This is a genomic window from Pseudomonas sp. NDM, from assembly GCF_003105095.1.
Taxonomy (GTDB): Bacteria; Pseudomonadota; Gammaproteobacteria; order Pseudomonadales; family Pseudomonadaceae; genus Aquipseudomonas; species Aquipseudomonas moraviensis_A.
This window is the reverse complement of sequence record NZ_QETJ01000082.1, coordinates 1-22229: the sequence shown is the minus strand read 5'-3', so window position 1 is coordinate 22229 and position 22229 is coordinate 1. Positions and strand designations below refer to the sequence as shown.

The 22229-nt window shown below is 62.0% G+C and carries 16 protein-coding genes and 1 tRNA gene; 6 read left to right on the top strand and 11 right to left on the bottom strand.

Translation table 11 applies throughout. The features are described from left to right. Positions 1-58 precede the first annotated feature (58 nt). The 7 genes from DCO47_RS16920 to fdnG form a co-directional block, all read right to left on the bottom strand. Positions 59-154: transfer RNA gene (locus DCO47_RS16920), tRNA-Sec, on the bottom strand. Positions 155-160: 6 nt separating this feature from the next. Then, complete coding sequence (selB, locus tag DCO47_RS16915; protein ID WP_116658517.1) at positions 161-2077, bottom strand: selenocysteine-specific translation elongation factor; 1917 nt, start codon at positions 2075-2077, stop codon at positions 161-163. Then, positions 2074-3486: an L-seryl-tRNA(Sec) selenium transferase gene (gene selA, locus DCO47_RS16910; protein ID WP_116658516.1), complete on the bottom strand. Its 1413-nt coding sequence runs from the start codon at positions 3484-3486 to the stop codon at positions 2074-2076. The genes selB and selA overlap by 4 nt, the downstream gene beginning before the upstream one ends. Positions 3487-4114: 628 nt before the next feature. After that, positions 4115-5041: a formate dehydrogenase accessory protein FdhE gene (gene fdhE / locus DCO47_RS16905; RefSeq protein WP_116658515.1), complete on the bottom strand. Its 927-nt coding sequence runs from the start codon at positions 5039-5041 to the stop codon at positions 4115-4117. A gap of 3 nt (positions 5042-5044) precedes the next feature. Beyond that, positions 5045-5710: a formate dehydrogenase subunit gamma gene (locus tag DCO47_RS16900; RefSeq protein ID WP_042610030.1), complete on the bottom strand. Its 666-nt coding sequence runs from the start codon at positions 5708-5710 to the stop codon at positions 5045-5047. After that, positions 5707-6642: a formate dehydrogenase subunit beta gene (fdxH, locus tag DCO47_RS16895; RefSeq protein WP_064364792.1), complete on the bottom strand. Its 936-nt coding sequence runs from the start codon at positions 6640-6642 to the stop codon at positions 5707-5709. The genes DCO47_RS16900 and fdxH overlap by 4 nt, the downstream gene beginning before the upstream one ends. Next, a complete protein-coding gene (gene fdnG / locus DCO47_RS16890) occupies positions 6643-9708 on the bottom strand; it encodes a formate dehydrogenase-N subunit alpha (protein ID WP_165839211.1) in 3066 nt (1021 codons plus the stop codon). It abuts the gene before it with no gap. 317 nt (positions 9709-10025) lie between these two features. Between fdnG and DCO47_RS16875 the strand changes: the two genes are divergently transcribed. The 5 genes from DCO47_RS16875 to DCO47_RS16855 all read left to right on the top strand — a co-directional run bounded on the left by DCO47_RS16875 (position 10026) and on the right by DCO47_RS16855 (position 14809). Then, positions 10026-11180, top strand: a complete 1155-nt coding sequence (locus DCO47_RS16875; RefSeq protein WP_116658511.1) for a MalY/PatB family protein — start codon at positions 10026-10028, stop codon at positions 11178-11180. A 208-nt stretch (positions 11181-11388) separates the two neighbouring features. Next, entirely contained in the window at positions 11389-12246 is an 858-nt protein-coding gene (locus DCO47_RS16870) for a glucose 1-dehydrogenase (protein ID WP_116658510.1), read from the top strand. Positions 12247-12333: 87 nt separating this feature from the next. Beyond that, a complete protein-coding gene (locus tag DCO47_RS16865; protein ID WP_042610035.1) occupies positions 12334-12945 on the top strand; it encodes a Yip1 family protein in 612 nt (203 codons plus the stop codon). A gap of 42 nt (positions 12946-12987) precedes the next feature. After that, positions 12988-14331 (top strand): sodium:proton antiporter, encoded by a 1344-nt coding sequence (locus tag DCO47_RS16860; protein ID WP_116658509.1) that lies wholly within the window; start codon positions 12988-12990, stop codon positions 14329-14331. 184 nt (positions 14332-14515) lie between these two features. Beyond that, positions 14516-14809, top strand: a complete 294-nt coding sequence (locus tag DCO47_RS16855; RefSeq protein WP_064364783.1) for a hypothetical protein — start codon at positions 14516-14518, stop codon at positions 14807-14809. A 381-nt stretch (positions 14810-15190) separates the two neighbouring features. Here the strand turns inward: DCO47_RS16855 and DCO47_RS16850 are convergent, their stop codons facing one another. From DCO47_RS16850 to DCO47_RS16835, 4 genes are all read right to left on the bottom strand, one after another. After that, positions 15191-15724 (bottom strand): hypothetical protein, encoded by a 534-nt coding sequence (locus tag DCO47_RS16850; protein WP_042610038.1) that lies wholly within the window; start codon positions 15722-15724, stop codon positions 15191-15193. 79 nt (positions 15725-15803) lie between these two features. After that, positions 15804-17723, bottom strand: coding sequence for a PAS domain-containing sensor histidine kinase (locus DCO47_RS16845; protein ID WP_116658508.1), 1920 nt, complete (start codon positions 17721-17723; stop codon positions 15804-15806). Continuing rightward, positions 17716-20046, bottom strand: coding sequence for an ATP-dependent DNA helicase (locus DCO47_RS16840; RefSeq protein ID WP_116658518.1), 2331 nt, complete (start codon positions 20044-20046; stop codon positions 17716-17718). The genes DCO47_RS16845 and DCO47_RS16840 overlap by 8 nt, the downstream gene beginning before the upstream one ends. Beyond that, entirely contained in the window at positions 20043-21695 is a 1653-nt protein-coding gene (locus DCO47_RS16835; RefSeq protein WP_116658507.1) for a VRR-NUC domain-containing protein, read from the bottom strand. The genes DCO47_RS16840 and DCO47_RS16835 overlap by 4 nt, the downstream gene beginning before the upstream one ends. A gap of 196 nt (positions 21696-21891) precedes the next feature. Here DCO47_RS16835 and DCO47_RS16830 point away from each other — a divergent pair, with 196 nt between their 5' ends. Then, the gene (locus DCO47_RS16830) at positions 21892-22116 is read left to right on the top strand and encodes a YgdI/YgdR family lipoprotein (RefSeq protein WP_042610041.1); all 225 of its coding nucleotides are present in this window, start codon (positions 21892-21894) and stop codon (positions 22114-22116) included. Positions 22117-22229: the final 113 nt, after the last annotated feature.

Here is a 22229-nt window from a genome sequence, read left to right as displayed (position 1 = left end):
AGCTCCTACGAATCGGTGGAGGAGCTGCCGAAGGCTGCGATCTTTTGCTTTTGAAAACTGGCGGAAGGCAGCCGGAGTCGAACCTGCCCGGGAACGGATGCCGTCCCCAACCGGGTTTGAAGCCCGGCCGCGCCACCGGGCGCGATTGCCTTCCTTGAACTCATTGCGCGTCGGCGTGAGCCAGCGCGTTGTCGCGGCGGATCTGGCGGGATTCGCCGAGGCGACGGGTCAGGCCGAGTCGGTCGAAATACTCCAGATACTGAATGCAGCGTTTGCGTCCCAAGCCTAGCGCATCGCGGAAGGTTGTCACTTGGATCGACGGATTTTCTTCAGCGAGTTTCAGCAACAACGCCGCCATTTGCCGCACGGCGATGTCGCTGATGAACAGGTCGCGCACCACTTGGTGCATCAGCCCCAGCCGTGCCAGTTTGCGCAGCAGCAGGCGGACGCTGGCGTCATCTTCGCCGAGCATTTTCGCCGCGTCGCGCACCCACGGTGGGTCGAAACCGGCCTGTTCGAACAACGGCTGTAATTGCTGCCAGAGGATTTCGTCGTCGGCATTCAGGCGCACCTGATGATCGGGCAGATGCAACCACGGACCATTGGCGAGGATCGAGCCCGCGCTGAGCAATTCATCCAGCAAACTGACAAACGTCGAACGTTCCAGTGCCAGGGCGCTGAAGCGTCGCAGGCGATCGCGGTCAGGGCCCATTTGGTCGGGTTCTTGTTCGTGAAACCGCGCCAATTGTTCGAGCAAATTGAATTTCAACTGGCCCCAGCGCTGGACGTTGAACAGCAGCGGCCCTTGGCGGGTGTCGATCAGGCGGATGTTTTCCGCCAGCGTCCACTGCGCGCGCGGGCGATTGAACTGGCGTTCGAGGCGTCGCGGGTCGAGGCCGCCGGGGCTGTGGTTGAGCAGCGCTGGCAAGGCTTGTTCGAGACCGACGCTGAGGGCGAGGGTTTGCAGTTGCGCCAGACGTTCGGGGCTGCGGCGTTGGCGGGCCGGGGCGAACGGGTCGAGGACGACGCCGCCGCCCAGGGTGCGCTGGGCGCTGGCGTCGCGCAGGATCAATCGATCGCCCTTCACCGCGTGCACCGGCGCGTTGATCAGCAGTTGCGCGAACATGCGCTCGCCGGAACTCAGGCGCGGGCCTTGCAGCAAGGCGACGCGGGCGATGACGTCCTGGGTGCCGAGGTGCAGATGCACCGGGTGGAAGTGTTCGAAGGTGCGCTCGCCGGGCAACAGCTGAAATTCGATGTCGATGCGCTGGGTCGGGGCGTGCAGCCAGTCTGCCAGCAGCCATTGGCCACGGTGGATCTGCGCCAGCTCCAGACGATCGCCGCTGAGGTTCAACGCCACGCGTTGGCCGGCGAAGGCCCGTTCAGCAGTTTGGTTTTGCGCGTGCAGTCCACGGATGCGTACCGATTTGCCGGCAGGCGCCAGAACCAGTCTGTCGCCCACCGCGACAGTCCCCGACAGCGCCGTGCCCGTGACCACAATTCCCGCGCCAGCCACGCTGAACGCCCGATCAATCGCCAAACGAAACCCGCCCTCACAACTGCGCGCCAGCACGTCTTTTTGGGCGTGCAACAAAGCCGCGCGCAGTTCGTCGACACCCTGCCCGCTCACACTCGACACGGTAAAGATCGGCGCATCAGCAAAAGGCCCGGGCGCGAGCAGGTCGAGCACCTGACGCTGCACCTCTTCCACCCTGCCCGTCCCGGCCCGGTCGCATTTTGTGATCGCCACTAACGCGCGGGGAATGCCGAGCAGTTCGACGATCGCCAGATGCTCGCGGGTCTGCGGCATCACGCCGTCGTCCGCCGCGACCACCAGCAACACCAGATCAATGCCCTGCGCGCCGGCGAGCATGTTGTGGGTGAATTTCTCGTGGCCGGGGACGTCGATGAACCCGGTGAGGCCCGCGCCAGGTTCAAGTTCGGCATAGAGATAACCCAGGTCGATGGTCATGCCGCGTTCGCGCTCCTGCGGGCGGCGGTCGCCGGTCTGGCCGGTCAGCGCCTGCAACAGCGAGGTCTTGCCGTGGTCGATGTGCCCCGCCGTGCCGACGATCACCGGTCGACCTGCAATTGCGGCAACTGCGCCAGCCACGCGGGCTCATCGTCGAGCTGACGCAGATCGAGCCAAAGCGCATCGTCGTCGATACGCCCAAGCACCGGAATCGGCAACGCGCGCAACGCCGCTTCCAGATTCAACAGATAGCGCCCGCGCCAGCGCTTGGACACCTGCGGGCGGCAACACAGTGCCGCACTCGGCAGGCGCGCCACCGGTTGGCTGCCGCTGCCGATCATGCCCAGGGCCTCGACTGCGCTGACCTGCCAGACCGACCCCAGGATTTCAGCCAGCAAGGGCTGCAAACGTGACGCCTGAGCGCAGATGTCAGCCTGCGGACGGGTCAACAGCCGCAGACTCGGCAAACGTTCAGCGAGGCGATCCGGATCGCGATACAAACCCAGCACCGCTTCCAGCGAGGCCAAGGTCAACTTGTCGACGCGCAGCGCACGCTTCAATGGGTTCTTCTTGATCTTCGCGATCAGCTCTTTGCGCCCGACGATCAACCCGGCCTGCGGGCCGCCAAGCAATTTGTCGCCGCTAAAGGTGACGATATCCGCACCGTCCAGCAGCGCCTGGCGTACCGTCGGTTCTGCCGGCAAGCCCCAGCGGGTCAGGTCGAGCAGGCTGCCGCTACCCAGGTCCTCCAGCAATGGCAAGCCATGGGCGTGCGCCAACGCGGCCAATTCAGCGGTGGGAACCCGCGCGGTGAAACCTTCGATGCTGTAATTGCTGGCATGCACGCGCATGATCAAACCGCTGCGCGGGCCAATGGCAGCCTCGTAGTCACGGGCATGGGTGCGATTGGTGGTGCCGACTTCGTGCAGGCGCACGCCGGCGCGGGCCATGATGTCGGGGATGCGGAACGCGCCGCCGATCTCGATCAGTTCCCCGCGGGAGATGATGCCTTCCTTGCGCGCGCCGAGGCTGTTGAGGGTCAGCAGCACCGCAGCGGCATTGTTGTTGACCACGGTAACGGCCTCGGCACCGGTCAGTTCGCGGATCAGGCCTTCGATCAGATCATCGCGATCACCGCGTTTGCCGCTGGCCAGATCGAACTCCAGATTGAGCGGATAACGTGCGGCCATTTGCACCGCTTCGATGGCTTCGTCCGGCAACAAGGCGCGGCCGAGGTTGGTGTGCAGCACCGTGCCGGTGAGATTGAATACCCGGCGCACCTGACTGCGCTGCTGTTGCGCCAAGCGTTCGCCGACGCGACCGGCGAGGACTTCGGCACCGATTTCAACGGCGGACAATTGCCCGCTCAACACGCCGGGACGCAGCTCATCGAGCAACTGACGCAGCCCCGTCAGCAACGAATCCCGGCCGTAACGCTCGGCCAACGGCGCGCACGCCGGGTGACGCAACAAGCCATCAATGGACGGCAACCGCAGGGCAACGCTGGAAGACATCAGCCACTCCTGATTCGACTGAAACAGCCCCTTGGGGAACAAGCTCCCTCCCACAAGGGTTTCAGAAGTGTAGACGCACTGTGGGAGTGAGCCTGCTTGCGAATGCGGTGTGTCAGTTAGTGTGGATGTGGCTGACCTGACGCCATCGCGAGCAGGCTCGCTCCCACATTGTTTTGTGGCGGCCTGCAGAATGAGTGCACGCAGCCAATCCCTGTGGGAGTGAGCCTGCTCGCGAAAACGGTTTGTCAGTTGGTGTGGAGGTGACTGACCTGCTCGCGAAAACGGTTTGTCAGTTGGTGTGGAGGTGGCTGACCTGACGCCATCGCGAGCAGGCTCGCTCCCACAGGGGATTTGTGGCTGACCGGAATTTGTGGTCCGGCGCAACATCTGTGGGAGCTGGCAAGCCAGCTCCCACAGAGATTCGGGGTGGAATGAGGATAGTTGGTCTCCGTCAATCCCTGTAGGAGTGAGCCTGCTCGCGAAATCGGTGTGTCAGCTAGGGTGGATGTGGCTGACCTGACGCCTTCGCGAGCAGGCTCGCTCCTACGGGATTTGTGGCTGACCGGGCTTTGTGGTCCGGCACAACATCTGTGGGACCAGGCTTGAACTCCCACAGTTTCTGCACTCGTCATTCGTCTCCCGGCGCCAGCAGCAGATTGGGTGCCAGACGCTGATAACCGTCCTGGGCCAGACGCATGTCCAGCAGCAAACTGCCGAGATCCGCCGACAACGCCTCGGCTTCGGCGTCGTTCTCCAGGTAGAGCAATTTCAGGTAGCTGTTGCAGCTCGGGCAGACTTCGGCGCGCAGTGGCGCCTGCTCGGCGCTGTGCCGGTCGTCTTCCTGGCTCAGATATTCAAGGCCCTTGCTCTGCTCGCAATACACGCACTTGACCCGCACCACGTGCCATTCGCAGGCACACAGCGAACACACCAGATAACGCAATCCGTTGTGCTTGCCGCGATGGCGAATCACCCCGGCCATGGCCGGCGAACCGCAGGCCGGGCATTGGCTGAGGCTGTCGCCGGGTTTGAGTTGCAGATTCGGCACGCTGAGCAACCAGTGGCTCCACGCGGTTTGCAGGGCCGCGCCGAGAAAAGGCACCAGCGCTGCCGGCACCAGCGAATACTGGCCGCTGACCAGCGCCACCGCCCAGGCGCGCAACTGGCCGGGACTGGCGGCGCGCAGGCTGTCCAGCGCGTCGATGACAGCAGGCTGATCCGCGGGCGCGTAGCGCTGCAGCAAGGCGTCGAGCCACGGCTGCCAGGCCTCTTCGCGCACCAAGGTATCTGCCGCGAATGGTGGCAGACCGTGTTGCTGACAGGCTTCGAAACGCTGCGCATCAAACGGCGCGGTGAGCGGCGGATCGTCGAAGACCTGCTGCTGTGCCCGGCATAATCCGGCCATCAACCGCAGATAATCCGCCAACCCGTTGCCCTCGGCCAGACGCTCAAGGCGCTCAGCGCGCAGGGCAAACAGGTCACACGGCGGCAGATACAGAAACGGCGGCGAACTGGCCGCCGCCTCGATTTCCCCAGGTTCAAGAATGCTTGGCAAAAGTCAGCCCTTTTTCGTCAGCGGTCGCTCGGGCAGGTCCCGAGGCTGTTCGTCGCGGGTCACCTCGCGGTACCACAGTTCATGGTGTTTTTTCGCCCACGGCCGGCTGACCCAGCCATGCAGCATGGCGTCGACCGAACCCTTGATCCACAAACCGGCGTAGATGTGCACGATGATGCTCAGCACCAGCACGAACCCGGCCAGCGCATGCAACAACATGGCCCAGCGGATCGTGGTGATGCCGAAATACGCACTGAACCACGCGCGCCAGATCACCAGCCCGGTGAACAACAACGCGAGCATGCACAACAGTAAAGTCCAGAACAGCAGCTTCTGCCCGGCGTTGTACTTGCCCACCGGCGGCACGCTTTCTTCGTCGTTGACCATCACCCGATTGATCCGCCGCAACCACTGCCGGTCGTTGGCGATGAGGAAATTGCTGCGCCAGAAGCTGAACACCAGGCCGAGGAACAGCACGAACATGGCGATGCCCATGTACGGGTGCAGGATCCGCGTCCAGGTGCCGCCGCCGAACAGATTACTCAGCCAGAACAGCGACGGATGAAACAACGCCAGCCCCGACAACCCGGCCAGGAAGAACAGGATCGCCACCAGCCAGTGATTCGTGCGCTGGTTGGCGCTGTAACGCAGGATCGTCTTGTTGCTCATGGCCGCTCCTCCCCGCGTGGATCGAAGGTGTGCACCGCCGGGTCGACCACGTGCACCGAGGTGTCAGGCGCTGGCGGCTGTTCATCTTCCTCGACACGATTCGGGCCGATGCGCACGTAGTGGAAGAACCCGGCCAGCACCGCCGCCCCCATCGCCAACAGACCGAGGGGTTTGCTGATGCCTTTCCACAAATCCACCAGCGGACTGATCGCCGGGTGATCCGGCAGGCCGGCATAGATTTTCGGCGTGTCGGCGTGGTGCAGCACATACATCACATGGGTGCCGCCGACCCCGGCTGGATCGTACAAACCAGCGTTTTCAAAACCACGGCTTTTCAGGTCGACGATGCGTTCAGCGGCGTGTTCCTTCATGTCTTCCTTGGTGCCGAAAACGATGGCGCCGGTCGGGCAGGTTTTCACGCAGGCCGGCTCCAGCCCCACCGCCACCCGGTCGGAACACAGCGTGCATTTGTAGGCCTTGTGATCTTTCTGCGAAATGCGCGGAATGTTGAACGGGCAACCGGTGATGCAATAGCCGCAACCGATGCAGTGGTCCTGATCGAAATCGACGATGCCGTTGGCATGCTGGATGATCGCGCCGGGGCTCGGGCACGCGGCCAGACAACCGGGCTCGGCGCAGTGCATGCAGCCGTCCTTGCGGATCAGCCATTCAAGGTTGCCGGCGTCGGTTTCGTGCTCGGTGAAGCGCATCAGCGTCCATGAGTCCGCCGTCAGGTCCTGCGGATTGTCGTAGGTGCCGTGGTTGTGACCGACCTCGTCGCGCAGCTCGTTCCATTCCGAGCAGGCGACCTGGCAAGCCTTGCAGCCGATGCATTTGGTGGTGTCGATCAGCTTGGCAACGCCCTGCTGGGTTCTCACCGACGGCGGCACCGTGGTAGTGGCCGAGCGGGCAATGATGTCTTGGCTGGCCATTTACAGTTTCTCCACGTTGACCAGGAATGACTTGGATTCCGGGGTCTGAGTGTTGCCATCGCCGAGGAACGGCACCAGGGTGTTGGTCAGGTAACCGTGGCGCGTCAGGCCGGTGAATCCCCAGTGCAGCGGGATGCCGATCTGATGCACGACCTGGCCGTTGACCTGCAGCGGCCGGATGCGTTTGGTCACCACCGCGACCGCTTCGATAAAGCCGCGTTTGCAGCTGACCCGCACGCGATCACCGGCAGCGATGCCCTTCTCGTTCGCCAGCACTTCGCCGATTTCCACGAACTGCTCGGGCTGGGCAATCGCGTTCAACTTGCAGTGCTTGCTCCAGAAGTGGAAATGTTCGGTGAGCCGGTAGCTGGTGCCGGCGTACGGGTAGTCCTTGGCCTCACCGAGGGTTTCCCAGACCGAATCGAAGATCCGCGCCGCCGGATTGCTGGTGGCGTTCTTGTTCTGCGGATGCAGCGGGTTGATGCCGATCGGCGTCTCGAACGGCTCGTAGTGCTCGGGTAAAGGCCCTTCGTTCATCTTGTCGACGGCGAAGAACCGCGCCACGCCTTCGGGGTTCATGATGAACGGATTCATCCCGGCTTCCGGCGGCACGTCGGCCTTGTAGTCCGGCACGTCGGTGCCGGTCCAGGTCTTGCCGTTCCACCACACCAGACGCTTTTTCGGATCCCACGGCTTGCCCGCCGGGTCCGATGAGGCGCGGTTGTAGAGAATCCGCCGATTGGCCGGCCACGCCCAGGCCCAGCCCTGATGCTGGTGCATGCCGAACGGGTCGGCATTGTCGCGGCGGGCCATCTGGTTGCCAGCCTCGGTCCAACTGCCGGCGAAGATCCAGCAACCGGACGCGGTGCTGCCGTCGTCCTTGAGCAATCCGAAGCCGGCCAGTTGCGTGCCGGCCTTGACCGTGACGCCGCTGGCATCGGTGAAATCGCTGACGGCGGTGCCGTTGATTTCCCGCGCCAGTTCTTCTGGCGAAGGCTCGTCGGGGATCTTGTATGGCCACGACAGCTTGAGCAGCGGATCGGGAAACTTGCCGCCCTCGGTCTGATAGCGCTGGCGCAGACGCAGGAACAGTTCGCTCATGATGCGGATGTCGGTCTGCGCTTCGCCGGGGCCGTCGGCGCCTTTCCAGTGCCATTGCAGCCAGCGGCTGCTGTTGACCAGTGAGCCATCCTCCTCGGCGAAACAGGTGGTTGGCAGGCGAATGACTTCGGTCTGGATTTCCTCGGTTTTGACGTCGTTGTACGGCCCGACGTTTTGCCAGAACTCTGAGGTTTCCGTGGCCAGCGGGTCCATCACCACCAGCCACTTGAGCTTGGCCAGTGCGCCCATTACCCGGTTCTTGTCCGGCAACGCGGCGATCGGGTTGAAGCCCTGGCAGAAGTAGCCGTTGACCTTGCCCTGGCTCATCAGGTCGAACATTTTCAACACGTCGTAGTTGGGGATGTCGAGCTTCGGCAAATGGTCGAACAGCCAGTTGTTCTCGGCGGTGGCGTTGGCGCCGTACCAGGACTTCATCAGGCTGACGTGGAATTTGCTGTAGTTCTGCCAGTACGAGAGTTGCCCCGGTCTCAGCGGCACCTGCGTGCGTTTGAAGATGAACTGGCCGTAGTCCTGCTCACTGTCGCTGGCCAGAGTGAGGTAGCCGGGCAAGGCGTTGGACAGCAGGCCGAGGTCGGTCAGGCCCTGAATGTTCGAATGCCCGCGCAAGGCATTGACTCCGCCGCCGGGCATGCCGACGTTGCCCAGCAACAGTTGCACCATCGCCGCGCTGCGGATGATCTGCGCGCCGATCGAGTGCTGCGTCCAGCCGAGCGCATAGAGAATCGTCATGGTCTTGCCCGGTGTCGAGCAGGTGGCGATTTCTTCCCAGATTTTCTGCATGGCGTCGACGGGCATGCCGCAGATCTGGCTCGCCAGATCGATGTTGTAGCGGCTGTAATGCTGCTTCATCAACTGATAGACGCAGCGCGGGTCTTGCAGGGTCGGGTCGACGCGGACGAAACCGTCTTCGGCGAACTCGTAGCCCCAGCCGGACTTGTCGGTATAGCTGCGCTTCTTCGCGTCATAACCGCTGAACAAGCCGTCTTCGAAGCCATAGCCGGCTTTGACGATGAACGACACGTCGGTGTAGTTGCGCACGTATTCGTGCTGGATCTTGTCCTCGGTCAGCAGGTAATTGATCAACCCACCCATGAAGGCAATGTCGGTGCCGGTGCGGATCGGCGCGTAATAGTCGGCCACCGAAGCGGTCCGGGTAAAACGCGGATCGACGACGATCAGCCGCGCGGCGTTATGCGCCTTGGCCTCGGTCACCCATTTGAAGCCGCACGGATGCGCTTCTGCTGCGTTGCCGCCCATTACCAGGATCAGATTCGCGTTGGCGATATCGGTCCAGGTATTGGTCATGGCACCACGGCCGTACGTCGGGGCAAGACTTGCCACCGTCGGGCCGTGTCAGACACGCGCCTGGTTATCGAACCCCAGCAGGCCGAGGCTGCGAATCACCTTCTGGGTGATATAGCCGGCTTCGTTGGAGGCCGCCGACGCCGCGAGAAAACCGGTGGTCAGCCAGCGATTCACCGTTTGCCCGTCGGCATTTTTCTCGATGAAATTGGCGTCGCGGTCGGCCTTCATCAGGTCGGCGATACGATCAAGAGCTTCGTCCCAGCCGATGCGCGTCCATTCATTGCTGCCGGGCTTGCGCACCTGCGGGTACTGCAAGCGGCCGGGGCTGTGAATGAAGTCGAGCAGGCCCGCGCCTTTCGGGCACAGGGTGCCGCGATTGACCGGGTGGTCGGCGTCGCCTTCGATGTGAATGATGTTTTGCGCCACGTTCTTGCCGGCATCGCCCTGGCTGTACATGATCAAACCGCAACCGACCGAGCAATACGGGCAGGTGTTGCGGGTTTCACGGGTGTGGGCGAGCTTGAAGTGACGCACCTGCTCGGCGAAGGCCGCCGTCGGGGCCATGCCCAACGCGCCCAGGCTTGAGCCTGCAAGGCCGATACCGGCGACCTTGAAGAACTGACGACGGGTGAGATCCATCGTGCACTCCTGATCAGGTGGAACCCGGTACTTGCGCCGGGCTTTATCTGGACAATCACGGTTGCGACGCCTTGGCGCCGACCTTTTCACTGTAGACAAAGACCTTGCCGATTGTGTGAAAACCGACCGTCGGGAGTCTGGCCCGGATTTCCAGCCAGTACACACCCCCTGTGGGAGCGAGCCTGCTCGCGAAAGCGGTGGGTCATTCAACTCGATGCTGCCTGACCCGACGTATTCGCGAGCAGGCTCGCTCCCACACAGATGGCGTTGCGCATAGAATGTCCGCCAGGACCAATCCCGCCTTGACGAGACCGCGCATGACTTTCGATTTTGATCAGCTGTTCGACCGCCACCACACCGGCAGCACCAAGTGGAGCCGCTACCCGGCCGATGTGTTGCCGATGTGGGTCGCTGATATGGATTTCGCCGCGCCACCGGTCATCATCGAAGCCTTGCAGCAGCGCCTGCTGCACCCGCTGCTCGGGTACAGCGTGGCGCAGGACAACCTGCGTGAAGCCATCGTCGCCGACCTCTGGAACAAGTACGCATGGCGGGTCAAACCGCAGGAACTGATTTTCCTGCCGGGCGTGGAGTCGGGCTTCAACATGGCGCTCAAGGCGCTGGTGCAGGCACAGCAGAATGTCGTCGTGCAAACGCCGAACTATCCGCCGCTGCGCCATGCGCCGGGACATTGGGGTCTGAACAAGGTCGAGCTGGAATTCGACGCCCAAGCCGATGGCACTTACGCCACGCCGCTGGAATCTTTGCGTGAGGCGCTCGAGGGCGGTGGCGCCCTGCTGCTGAGCAACCCGCACAACCCGATCGGCAAGGTCTTCGACCGCGCAGAATTGCAGGCAGTGGCGGACATTTGTGCAGCGCAGAACGCGTGGATCATCTCCGACGAAATCCACGCCGAACTGTGCTTCGACGGCCGCGTACACATTCCCACCGCGTCGCTGAGTCCGGAAATTTCCAAACGCACGATCACCCTGATGTCGGCGAGCAAGGCGTACAACATCGCCGGTCTAAAGACCTCGTTCATGATCATCCAGGACGCCACCCTGCGCGAACGCGTCAACCACGCCCGCTGTGGCATGGTCGACAGCGTCAATCCGCTGGGCATGGAAGCCACCCGTGTCGCCTACAGCGAAGCCGGGCCGTGGCTCGCTGAAATGAAAACCTACCTGCAGGCCAACCGCGACTGGCTGGTGGACGCCGTGCGCACGCGCCTGCCGGGCGTGACCATCAATGTGCCGCAGGGCACGTATCTGGCGTGGCTCGATTGCACGGCGCTGGACCTGCGGGATCCGCAGCGGTTCTTCCTTGAACAGGGCAAGGTCGGGCTGAGTGCCGGACTGGATTTTGGCGACGCTCATCAGCAGTTCGTACGCTTGAATTTCGGCTGCCCGCGGGCGTTGCTCGAAGAAGGGATTGCGCGCATGGAGCGGGCGCTGACCAACCGCAATCTCTGAGCTCAAACAGATCCCCTGTAGGAGTGAGCCTGCTCGCGATAGCGGTCTGTCAGTCACCTAATCCTGGCTGACAGACCGCTTTCGCGAGCAGGCTCACTCCTACAAGGGGACCGGTGTTCAGCAGAAATCCAGCGCAAATCCGATCGAACTCAAGGCAAACCCGCCGGGTCAACCCGGAACACTGGCCTTGAAATCAGGAGACCCTGCGATGACTGACTATCCAAAACCACCTTTCCCGAAACAAGCCCAACCGGTACCCGGCTCGCAACGCAAAATGGAACCGTATCCAGACTGCGGTGAGCAAAGCTACGTCGGTTCCGGCCGCCTCGCCGGCAAGATCGCGCTGATCACTGGTGCCGACAGCGGCATTGGTCGCGCGGTGGCGATTGCCTTCGCCCGTGAAGGTGCCGACGTCGCCGTGGCGTACTTGAATGAACACGAGGACGCCAAGGAAACCGCACGCTGGGTCGAACAGGCCGGGCGTCAGTGCATCCTGCTGCCGGGCGACATTGCCGAGAAGGCTCAATGCCAGGCGCTGGTCGACCAGACCGTCGAGCGCTTCGGCCGTATCGACATACTGGTCAACAACGCCGCATTCCAGATGACCCACGAGAACTTCGAAGAAATCCCCGATGACGAATGGGTGATGACCTTCGACGTCAACATCACTGCCATGTTCAGGATCTGCCAGGCGGCGATCAAACACATGCGTCCCGGCTCGTCGATCATCAACACCAGCTCGGTCAACTCAGATTTGCCCAAGCCGACCCTGCTGGCCTACGCCACCACCAAAGGCGCTATCGCCAACTTTACCGGTGGCCTGGCGCAAATGCTCGGGCCCAAGGAAATTCGCGTCAACAGCGTCGCGCCCGGCCCGATCTGGACACCGCTGATCGTCTCGACCATGCCCGATGAAGAAGTACAGAACTTCGGCGGCAGCACCCCGCTCGGCCGTCCTGGCCAACCAGTGGAAGTCGCACCGATCTACGTGCTGTTGGCCTCTGACGAAGCCAGCTACATCACCGGCCAGCGCTATGGCGTGACCGGCGGCAAACCGATGCTGTAACCGTGCAGCAGAAAAACTGAACCCGAGCGGCATGACATCCCTCCATACCTGTAAGCGCCTACGGGCCATCAGGAACAGGAGGTTGTCATGTCCGCCCCCCTCGTCAGACTCTTCACCCAACCCAACTTCGCCTGGACCGATATCCGCCGCGAAGAAGAAACCCATCCCCGCCATTACCTCGCCCATTTGCTGTTGCTCGCGTTGATTCCGGCCGTGTGCCTGTTCATCGGCACGACCTATGTCGGCTGGAGCCTCGCCGTGGGTGAAAACGTGCGCCTGAGTACGGCCAGCGCCCTGCAATTGAGCGTGCTGCTGTACGTGACGATTGTTGCCGGGGTGGCGATCATGGGCGGCTTCATTCGCTGGATGTCGCGTTCATTCGATGCGCGCCCGACGCTGAATCAATGCATCGGTTTTGCCGCTTACACAGTGACGCCGTTTTTCATCGCCGGGATCGCCGGGCTGTATCCGAGCCGCTGGCTGGCGATTCTGGTACTCGGTGCGGCGTCGATCTACTCGACATTCCTGCTGTTCGTCGGCCTGCCGACGTTCATGCATGAGCGCAAGGAACAGGGCCTGTTGTATTCGGCGTGCGTGTGGGGCGTTGGCCTGCTGGTGCTGGTGACCATGCTGGTGTCGATGATCCTGCTGTGGTTCAACGTGCTAATCCCCGAATACCTGCGCACGACCGTGAGCTGACCCGGTGCGCCTGTCCTTGAACATTCATTGCAGTGAGCGGTCATGAGTTTCGGCGTATGGGTTGCGGTGCTCGGCGCCGTGCTGCTGATGCTGGCCCTGACGTCGTCGTGGTTGCGCTGGATGCCGGTCACCACCTCAGCGGTGTGCCTGTTGCTGGGCATCGCCATCGGTCCGAGCGGTCTCAACCTGCTGAAACTGTCGCTGGAAGAATCGTCGTTGTGGATGGAGCACCTGACGGAAGTCGCGGTGCTCTTTTCCTTGTTCGTCTGCGGGCTGAAGCTGCGTTTGCCACTGACCAACAAAACCTGGCGCATTGCGTTCGGCCTGGCGGGTCCGGTGATGATCCTGACGATCATCGGCGTCTGCCTGTTGCTGCACTGGGGCCTGCAATTGGCATGGGGACCTTCGCTGCTGATCGGCGCGATGCTGGCGCCGACCGATCCGGTGCTCGCGGCGCTGGTGCAGGTCAACGATGCGCAGGACGTCGACAGCGTGCGTTTCGGCCTGTCCGGTGAGGCTGGTCTCAACGATGGCGTGGCCTTCCCTTTCGTGATTCTCGGCTTGCTGTTGCTCCATGGTGACGGCAGCGCCGGCGAGTGGCAGCACTGGGTGATCCGCAGTCTGTTGTGGGCGGTGCCGGCGGGTCTGCTCACCGGTTACTGGATGGGCCGCGGCATCGGCCGCATCGCGCTGTCACTACGCATCCACAACGAGGACAGCACTCTCGGCCCCAACGATTACCTGACCCTCGCGCTGATCGCGCTGTCCTACGTGGTCGCCGACGCCATTGGCGGCTACGGCTTCCTTGCAGTGTTTGCCGCCGGCCTCGGCTTGCGTCAGGAAGAAGTGAAATCCACCGGCATTACCGAAGTACCGGCCGAACATCTGGTGCAGCCGGTGGTCGGCCATCAGAACGTCGAACCGGAGAACGCTGTGCATGGCGACACCGAACAGCTGGCAGACAGTCAGGTCGCGGCGGGGATCATGATGGGCGACATGCTCGCTTTCGGCAGTCTGGTCGAGCGGGCGATGGAGGTGTTTCTAGTGACCTTGCTCGGCGTCGTGCTGATAGCGCATTGGGACTGGCGGGCGCTGTGGATCGGCGCCGTGCTGTTTTGCCTGATCCGTCCGTTGAGCGTGGCGCTGATGCCGTGGGGCAAGCTGCTCAGCGGGCCGCAGCGTTTGTTGATCGGCTGGTTCGGCATACGTGGCATCGGCAGCCTGTTTTATCTGTTCTTCGCGCTGAACCATGGACTGGATTCCGACGTGGCCAAGGTCTGCACCGACCTCACCCTGTCGGTGGTGGCCTTGAGCATCCTGCTGCATGGCATCAGTACACAGCCGATGCTGGCGCGGTATGAAAGCTTGAAGCAACGAAAAAGCTGATTCTTCCGGCGCTGCGTTTTGCCGGAAATCATCGAAGATTTTTCTGCAAAAAAATGGATCGCCGAGCGCGCCCCAAGAGTCACAACTTTAACCGCGCCAATCATCCAGCGCGGCCCGCCAGGTTCGGTTCCCCTGCGGTGCATAGCCTGTCAACGGAACCCCCGACACAAACAAGGTTACAGTCATGAACGAATGCTCGACTCCTGCGCAAATCAAGGCTTGCAGAGCACTGGCTCTGGAACGCAATCGTCAACTGTTCGAAGAAGCCCACGAACTGAACCGAGCGGCCAACGCGCTGCTGGAACAGACACCGACCGACTTCGAACGCTTTGAGCAATACCGGGCACTGCGCAAGAAAGCCGACGCGAAATTTGAAGATGCGATTGATCATCTGTGTGTGCTGAATGAGGATTTCCCGCCGATTCCGGCGGCGTTGCAGAATGCTGTTACTGCGCGGCGTGAGCTGGAAACGGCGTGATAAAAGTCAAAAGCCCCTCACCCTAGCCCTCTCCGGAGGGAGAGGGGACTGACCGGGGTGTTCTTGCGTATTGCACCGACCTGAAATACCTCGCCGAACTCAGGCCTTTATCAATTTGCCAGACGAGATATCGCGCGCTGAACCACCTCTCGAATCCATCCGAGATCGGCTCCCTTTTGCCTTCGGGGAGAGGGGACTGGTCGGGGTGTTCTTTCGTTATTCATCGACCTGAAAAATCGAGTCGACTACAAGTTTTGAAAAACGTGAAAATCGGCTCCCTTTCCCCCTCGCCCCCCTGGGGGAGAGGGCTGGGGTGAGGGGGTAAGATCTCACAGACACCACAAAATCCAGCACCTGTCCCCTGCCCCCGACCAACCCACCTCAAGGATTGGTCACCTGAATAAACACCGCATACACCCCCAACATCACCCAGAACGTCGCAAAGATCCAAGGCGTGCGCACCGAGAACAGCAGCGACTTGCGATAGCCCTTGTGGCTCGATTCCATTTCACTGAACAGCGGCGATTCGTCATACGCCGCGCCCATCACCGGCTCGCTGTGCAGCAACTGGCTCTGCTTGAAGTGCCAGTGATCGATGATGTCGTAAGCCGCGCGAATCCCCGGCCAGGCATTCAGTGAGCTGAGTACGCCAAGCAATGCCAGAAACGGCGGCACGACGAGGGTGAACATCTTGCCCCACTCCGGATTGAGGTTGGCCATGCACGAGGCGAAGGCGATCACCAGAAACGACTGCGCTGCCAGGTAGGCGTCGGTGCGGTTGGCGAGGATGCTGGTTTCGTACTGGATTTCCCGGCGATAGAAATCCAGCCGCTCCTTGGGTGAGCCAAACATCTTGGCGTCGTGTTCGGCCAAGGCTTCTTCAACAGCGCTTGGCTGGGTCAATATGCGAGGCAAGAGACGTGCCCTCCAAAAGTGAACAAGATCTTTTGGAAAGGCACGCGTCCAGACTAGTTCAGCCGGATCGACCAGCGCGTCACTTCATCGACTCGGCGATGATCTGCACCAGATTCAACTGGGTGAACGGTTTCGGCAGGCGCGGCAGTTCGGCGGCGAAACCTTCGAGGCGTTCGGCGTAACCGGTGGCGAGAATGATCGGCAGATCCGGCTTGAGCAGGCGCAACGCGTGGGCCAGTTGCGCGCCGCTCATGTGCGGCATGGCCATGTCGGTGATCACCAGATCGATCACCTCGCCTTGATCGAATATCGCCAACGCCTTGGCGCCGGAAGTCGCACCGATGACGCGATGGCCGAGGTCTTCGAGGAGCAGGCTGGTGCTGGTCAGCACCAGTGAGTCGTCGTCGACCACCAGCACACTGAGCCTTGGCACCGCAATGGGCGCCGCGTTGCTATAGACCGGTCGGCTGACCGGACGCTCAAGCGCCACCGGAATCCACAGCTCGGCGGAGGTGCCCCGACCCTTCTCGCTCTTGAGAATAAAGCGCCCGCCCAACTGCTCGATAAAGCCATGCACCATCGACAAGCCCAGCCCGGTGCCCTTACCCAAACCCTTGGTGGTGAAGAACGGGTCGCGGGCGCAGGCCAGCGTGGCTTCGTCCATGCCTTCGCCGCTGTCGATGAGGCTCAGGCAGACGTAACGGCCCGCCGCTAAAGTCGAATGAGTTTGCTCAAGCACCACTTCCGCCTGCGCCTGGATGACCACCGTGCCGCCATCGGGCATGGCGTCGCGGGCATTGGTCGCCAGATTGAGAATCGCCAGTTCCAGCTGATTGCTGTCGGCCAGCACGGGCTGAAGATCTGCGGGGAAGCGCGTTTCGATGCGAATCCCCGGCCCCAGCGAGCTGCGCAGGAGCCCGGTGATGCCTTGCACCAATTGCGGGATATCCACCGATTCGGTCTGCAGTTCCTGGCGGCGGGCAAAGGCCAGCATGCGCTGGGTCAGCGAGACACCGCGCAAGGCACCTTGGGTGGCGTTCTCCAGCAGTCGAGCGATTTTCGGCGCGTCGCCGATGCGCTTCTGCACGATCTCGAGGTTGCCGAGAATCACCGTCAGCAGGTTGTTGAAGTCATGGGCGATACCGCCGCTGAGTTGGCCGATCGCCTGCATCTTCTGCGCCTGGAACAACGCCTCGCGGGTCTTTTCCAGGGCTTGCTGCGCTTCGTGCGCCTCGGTCACATCGCGGGTGATCTTGGCAAAGCCGAGCAGCGTGCCGGTGTCGCCACGAATCGCATCGACCACCACGTGAGCGAGAAAGCGCGTGCCATCCTTGCGCATCCGCCAGCTGCGGTTCTCGAACCGGCCCTCGCGGGTGGCAATTGCCAATGAACGCTGGGGCTCGCCGAGTTCGCGGTCTTCGGGGGTGTAGAAAATCGAAAAATGCTGGCCGATGATTTCTTCCGGCAGGTAACCCTTGATGCGCTGCGCGCCCTGGTTCCAGTTACTGACGCAACCTTCAGGACTGAGCATATAGATCGCATAGTCGGTGACGCCCTGCACCAGCAGGCGGAACTGCTGTTCGCTTCGCTTGAGGGTTTCCTCGGCCATTTTACGGTCGGTGAGGTCGCGGGTGATCTTGGCGAACCCGAGCAATTTGCCGCTGGGATCGATGATCGGGTCGATCACCACGTGCGACCAGAAATGCGTGCCGTCCTTGCGCACACGCCAGCCCTCGCCTTCGAAGCGTCCTTCACGGATCGCGGTGTCCAGCGCCCGTTGCGGCATGCCGTTGGCACGGTCTTCAGGGGTATAGAAGCGCGAAAAGTGTTCGCCGATGATTTCCGCTTCTTCGTAACCCTTGAAACGCTTGGCGCCGGAGTTCCAACTGGTGATGGTACCGTCGGGATCGATCATGTAGATCGCGTAGTCGACAACCGCGTCGATCAGCAGCCGGAAACGGCTGTCGTCGATCGCTGCGGTTCTGTTGTTCTCACTCATCACACTCACCAGCCACTGTCATGGGCTGAAGTATGCGTGAATCCGCCGATTTGAAAAGTGCCGGCTCGCTTTTGATCGCCCACCAGCGCGGCAACAACTGCTTGACGCGGCTTTCGGCAAAGCGATCGTCGATGAGCATCACCGTGCCGCGATCCTCGCGGGTGCGAATCACCCGCCCGGCGGCCTGTACGACTTTCTGCATCCCCGGGTACAGATAGGTGTAGTCGTAACCGGCGCCAAAAATGGCGGCCATGCGCCGCTTCATCTGCTCGTTGACCGGGTTGAGCTGCGCCAGTCCCAGCGTGGCGATGAACGCACCGATCAGCCGCGCGCCGGGCAGATCGATGCCCTCGCCGAACGCCCCGCCCAGCACCGCAAACCCGACGCCCTGGCTGTCGGCGCTGAACTGGTCGAGAAACGCCTGCCGCGCGCCCTCGGCCATGCCCCTCGACTGCAGCCACTGAGTGATCTGCGGGTGGCGCTCAGCCAATAATGTCGCCACCTGTTGCAGGTAATCGAAACTGCTGAAGAACGCCAGATAGTTGCCCGGGCGCTCGCTGAACTGGCGGGCGATCAACTCGACAATCGGTTCCAGCGAGGCCTGGCGCTGGTTGAAACGGGTGGAGATCTGGCTGACGATGTGCACCTGCAACTGCTCGGCACTGAACGGCGATTCGACGTCGATGCACACCGTGTCGGCGGGGGTGCCGAGCAGGTCAGCGTAATAGTTGCGCGGGCTCAGCGTGGCCGAGAACAGCACGCTGCTGCGCGCCGCGGTCAGGCGCGGGCCGATGAATGCCGCCGGCACTACGTTGCGCAAGCACAGTTGCGACAGCGGACGCTTGCGGTCGAGGTCGCGTTTGCTGATATCGAACAGGTAATGCTCGTCGTACAGCTCGGCGACCCGGGCGAATTGCAGCAGATCGAAATAGAAGTTCTGCAAACCGCTGTCGACGCCTTGCGGATGCTCATTGAGGTAATCGCCGATGGCCGCGCAGCACAGGGAAATGGCTTGCAGGAGTTTGTCCGGGGCTTTGTCGTAGGCCTGATAAGCCGCCAATTGCGGCGCATGCAGCGCGTTCCATTCGCGGTTGACCCGTTGCAGGGAATTCTTCAGCGCTGCCGGCGCGGTTTTGCGCACGCTGGCGAGGGTGAACTGGTCGAGACTGGCGCTGTACATCTGCCGGCCACGCTCGACGAGGTTGTGGGCCTCGTCGGCGAGCACCGCGACTTTCCACTGATTGAGCTGGGCGAGACCGAACAGCAGCGCACTGAAATCGAAGTAATAGTTGTAGTCGGCAACCACGACGTCCGCCCAGCGGGCCATTTCCTGGCTCAGATAATAAGGACACACGCTGTGCTGCCCGGCGACTTCACGCATCGCTGCCTGATCCAGCAGGTTGATCTGGCTGGCGGCTTCGCGGGCGGCCGGCAAGCGATCATAAAAACCTTGGGCCAACGGACAGGATTCGCCATGACAGGCTTTGTCCGGGTGTTCGCAGGCCTTGTCGCGGGCGACCATTTCCATCACCCGCAATGGCAAATCAGGTGTTTGTCTGAACAACACCTGAGAGGCATCCAGTGCCAGTTTGCGCCCCGGGGTCTTGGCGGTGAGAAAGAACACCTTGTCCAGCTGCTGCGGCGCCAGCGCCTTGAGCATCGGAAACAGCGTGCCGAGGGTTTTGCCAATGCCCGTCGGCGCCTGGGCCATCAGGCAGCGCCCGGTGCTGACGGCTTTGAACACCGACTCGGCCAGATGCCGCTGGCCAGGACGAAAATCCGCGTGCGGGAACGCCAGTTGCTGCGCGGCCAGATTGCGCGCTTCGCGGTGGGCCATTTCCTGCTCGGCCCATTGCAAAAACAAAGCGCACTGCTGCGCGAAAAACCTCTTCAGCGCTTCGGCGCTGTGGGCTTCGACCAGGCAGGTTTCCTTTTCGCTGACGATGTCGAAATAGACCAGCGCCAGATTGATCTGCTCCAGTTGCAGTTTCTCGCACATCAACCAGCCGTAGACCTTCGCCTGCGCCCAGTGCAGCTGGCGATGATTGGCCGGTTGCTTGCTCAGGTCGCCGCGGTAGGTTTTCACTTCCTCCAGGCAGTTTTGCGCCGGGTCGTAGCCGTCCGCCCTGCCCTTGACCCGCAATTCGCCGAACTCGCCCTGCAGCGCTACTTCGCTCTGGTACTGCTCGCTGCGCCGCGAAGCCACGGTGCGATGCCCGACGATGCCTTCCAGCGCCGTCGGCGAGGGGGTGAAGCGCAGGTCGAGGTCGCCGGTCTTGGCGGTGAACTCGCAGAGGGCGCGGACGGCGACGCTGTAACTCAAGCGCTCTGCTCCGCCCATTGCACGTAACACACGGCCACCGGCATCTGGTGCTCGTGGCAGAACTCCAGCCAGCGTAGTTGATTGTCCTGCAAGCGGTCGCCGGGGCCTTTGACTTCGATCATCCGGTAGGTCTTGTGCTGCGGCCAGAACTGGATCAGGTCCGGCATGCCTGCGCGGTTGGCCTTGATGTCGAGCAGCAGGCGTTTGAACCAGTGCTTGAGGTGGTCAGCGGGAAGGCAGGCCAGCGCCTGTTCAAGCAATGCTTCATTGAGCGCGCCCCAGAACACGAACGGCGACTGAATCCCCCATTTGTCGACAAAGCGCTGGCGGATCGTCTCGGCGTAGCGGCCGTCGTCGAGCTCGTCCAGACACGCCTGAAACAGCTCGGCGCGGCGCTCGAGGAAATCTTCGCTGAGCAGATCGACCGGGCCGCGCTGGAACGGGTGGAAGAACGCTCCCGGCAACGGCGCGAAGATCGCCGGCCAGCACAACAGGCCGAACAGCGAGTTGATCAGGCTGTTCTCGACGTAATGCACCGGGCCGTCATCGGCATGCAAGTGCGCTTGCACATGGAATTCCACCGACCGCGCCGGATCGACGCGTGGCAAGTGCAAGTCGAGGCGCTCGACCGCTCTGGCCTTGGCTCGCTTGAGCGGCGGGCCACCGAGTTTGCGCCGCAGACGCGGGACAATGCGTTGCAAGCCCTGCTGCTCGGCGGCACTTTGCGGCGCCTGTTCGGCCAGCGTGCCGAGCTCCAGCGCCAGCGCATATTCGCCGCAGCGTTCGAGCACGCGGATCATCCGCAATCGCGCGCCCGGATAGGCGCAGTCGCGGTAAACGCTCAGGGCCAGGGCGAAATCGCCGATGCGCTCGCCATACTGGCCGATCTGGAACAACGCCTTGGCTTGCCGGCGGCGCAGCCACGGGTTGTCGAAGTGCACGGCGTTGATCTGTTCGACGATCTCCTCCAGCGGCTCACCCGCCTCGAAACGCAGTTGGCACTGATGCAGGAACAGGCAGGCGTCGACGTCTTCGCGACTGCGCAGGCCTCGGGAATCAGCGCAGAACTCGACTTTTTCATAGGTGAAGATGCCAAGGTCGGCCAGCACGAATTCCGACCAGTCCTGATACAGATTGCCGAAGAACATCAGCCGCAGGCGATCGCAAAGGTCCATCAGGGTCAGGCTGAACAGCCGATCCGCCAGTTGCGGGGCCCAGGCGCGCAGGGTTTGCGCTTCGGTGAACTGGTCAGCCAGCAAGGGCAGCCATTCATCCTTGCGCCCTTTCGGCTGTTCTATGAAGGCGCCGAATGCCTGCAGCAGCTCGGCCTTGAGCAAAACATCGAACAGTTCTGCGAGGGTCAGCGCCGCGTGTTCGTCGAGCCAGCCGTGGCCGAGCAATGGCTGCGCCGCCTCAGCGATATCGCCGATTTCCACATAGTTGAGTTTGCTCGCGCGAAAATGAATGCCCTTGCGCATGACCATGCGCACCAGCAATCCCTGCGAAGCTTGCGGCAGCGTGTTGAAGTCGCGGATGAAGCCGTGTTCGCGTGCGCTCATCACATCGGCGTAACGAAGTCCAAGCCAATCAAGCACTTGCCGGAAGTTGTTGAGGTAATAGAACGGATCGTCGAGAGGGTTGGAGGTCACGGGAATTCAAAGCCACGGCAAGCGAACACTGGTTATGCGTACAGATACCAGCTCAGCCCTCTCCGGCGCAAACGGAAAAAGATCAATGGTGTTTTTTTCGCGCCGTGATCGAACTTTTCCGCCGATGCTGGCACCAACCGCGTTAGAGGGCCGACAATGCCCGCAATCACATTCAAGCAAGGAGTCAGAGGTGGGTATGAAAATCAAGATGCTGGGCATTCCTGTAGCGGTCGCAGCCCTGTTGGCGCTGGGCGGCTGTTCGACCCAGACCGTGGTGACGCTGCAGAACGGTACCCAATACCTGACCGAGGACATGCCCAAGACCAAGACCGAAGACGGCTTCTATGAGTTCGAGGATATTTCCGGAGCCAAGGTCAAGGTTCGCGCTGATGAAGTAGCGACCGTTCGCAAGGAAGACTGACTTGGCTTGAATGATCGTTCCCACGCAGAGCGTGGGAACGATCACATACCCATTGTGGCGAGGGAGCTTGCTCCCGCTGGGGCGCGCAGCGCCCCCAAAAAAGGTGAGCGCTA

Coding starts and splice junctions, on each gene's coding strand:
- selA (WP_116658516.1), bottom strand. CDS start 3,486: ATGTCTTCCAGCGTTGCCCTGCGGTTGCCGTCCATTGATGGCTTGTTG.
- DCO47_RS16900 (WP_042610030.1), bottom strand. CDS start 5,710: ATGAGCAACAAGACGATCCTGCGTTACAGCGCCAACCAGCGCACGAAT.
- fdxH (WP_064364792.1), bottom strand. CDS start 6,642: ATGGCCAGCCAAGACATCATTGCCCGCTCGGCCACTACCACGGTGCCG.
- DCO47_RS16875 (WP_116658511.1), top strand. CDS start 10,026: ATGACTTTCGATTTTGATCAGCTGTTCGACCGCCACCACACCGGCAGC.
- DCO47_RS16870 (WP_116658510.1), top strand. CDS start 11,389: ATGACTGACTATCCAAAACCACCTTTCCCGAAACAAGCCCAACCGGTA.
- DCO47_RS16865 (WP_042610035.1), top strand. CDS start 12,334: ATGTCCGCCCCCCTCGTCAGACTCTTCACCCAACCCAACTTCGCCTGG.
- DCO47_RS16860 (WP_116658509.1), top strand. CDS start 12,988: ATGAGTTTCGGCGTATGGGTTGCGGTGCTCGGCGCCGTGCTGCTGATG.
- DCO47_RS16855 (WP_064364783.1), top strand. CDS start 14,516: ATGAACGAATGCTCGACTCCTGCGCAAATCAAGGCTTGCAGAGCACTG.
- DCO47_RS16845 (WP_116658508.1), bottom strand. CDS start 17,723: ATGAGTGAGAACAACAGAACCGCAGCGATCGACGACAGCCGTTTCCGG.
- DCO47_RS16830 (WP_042610041.1), top strand. CDS start 21,892: ATGAAAATCAAGATGCTGGGCATTCCTGTAGCGGTCGCAGCCCTGTTG.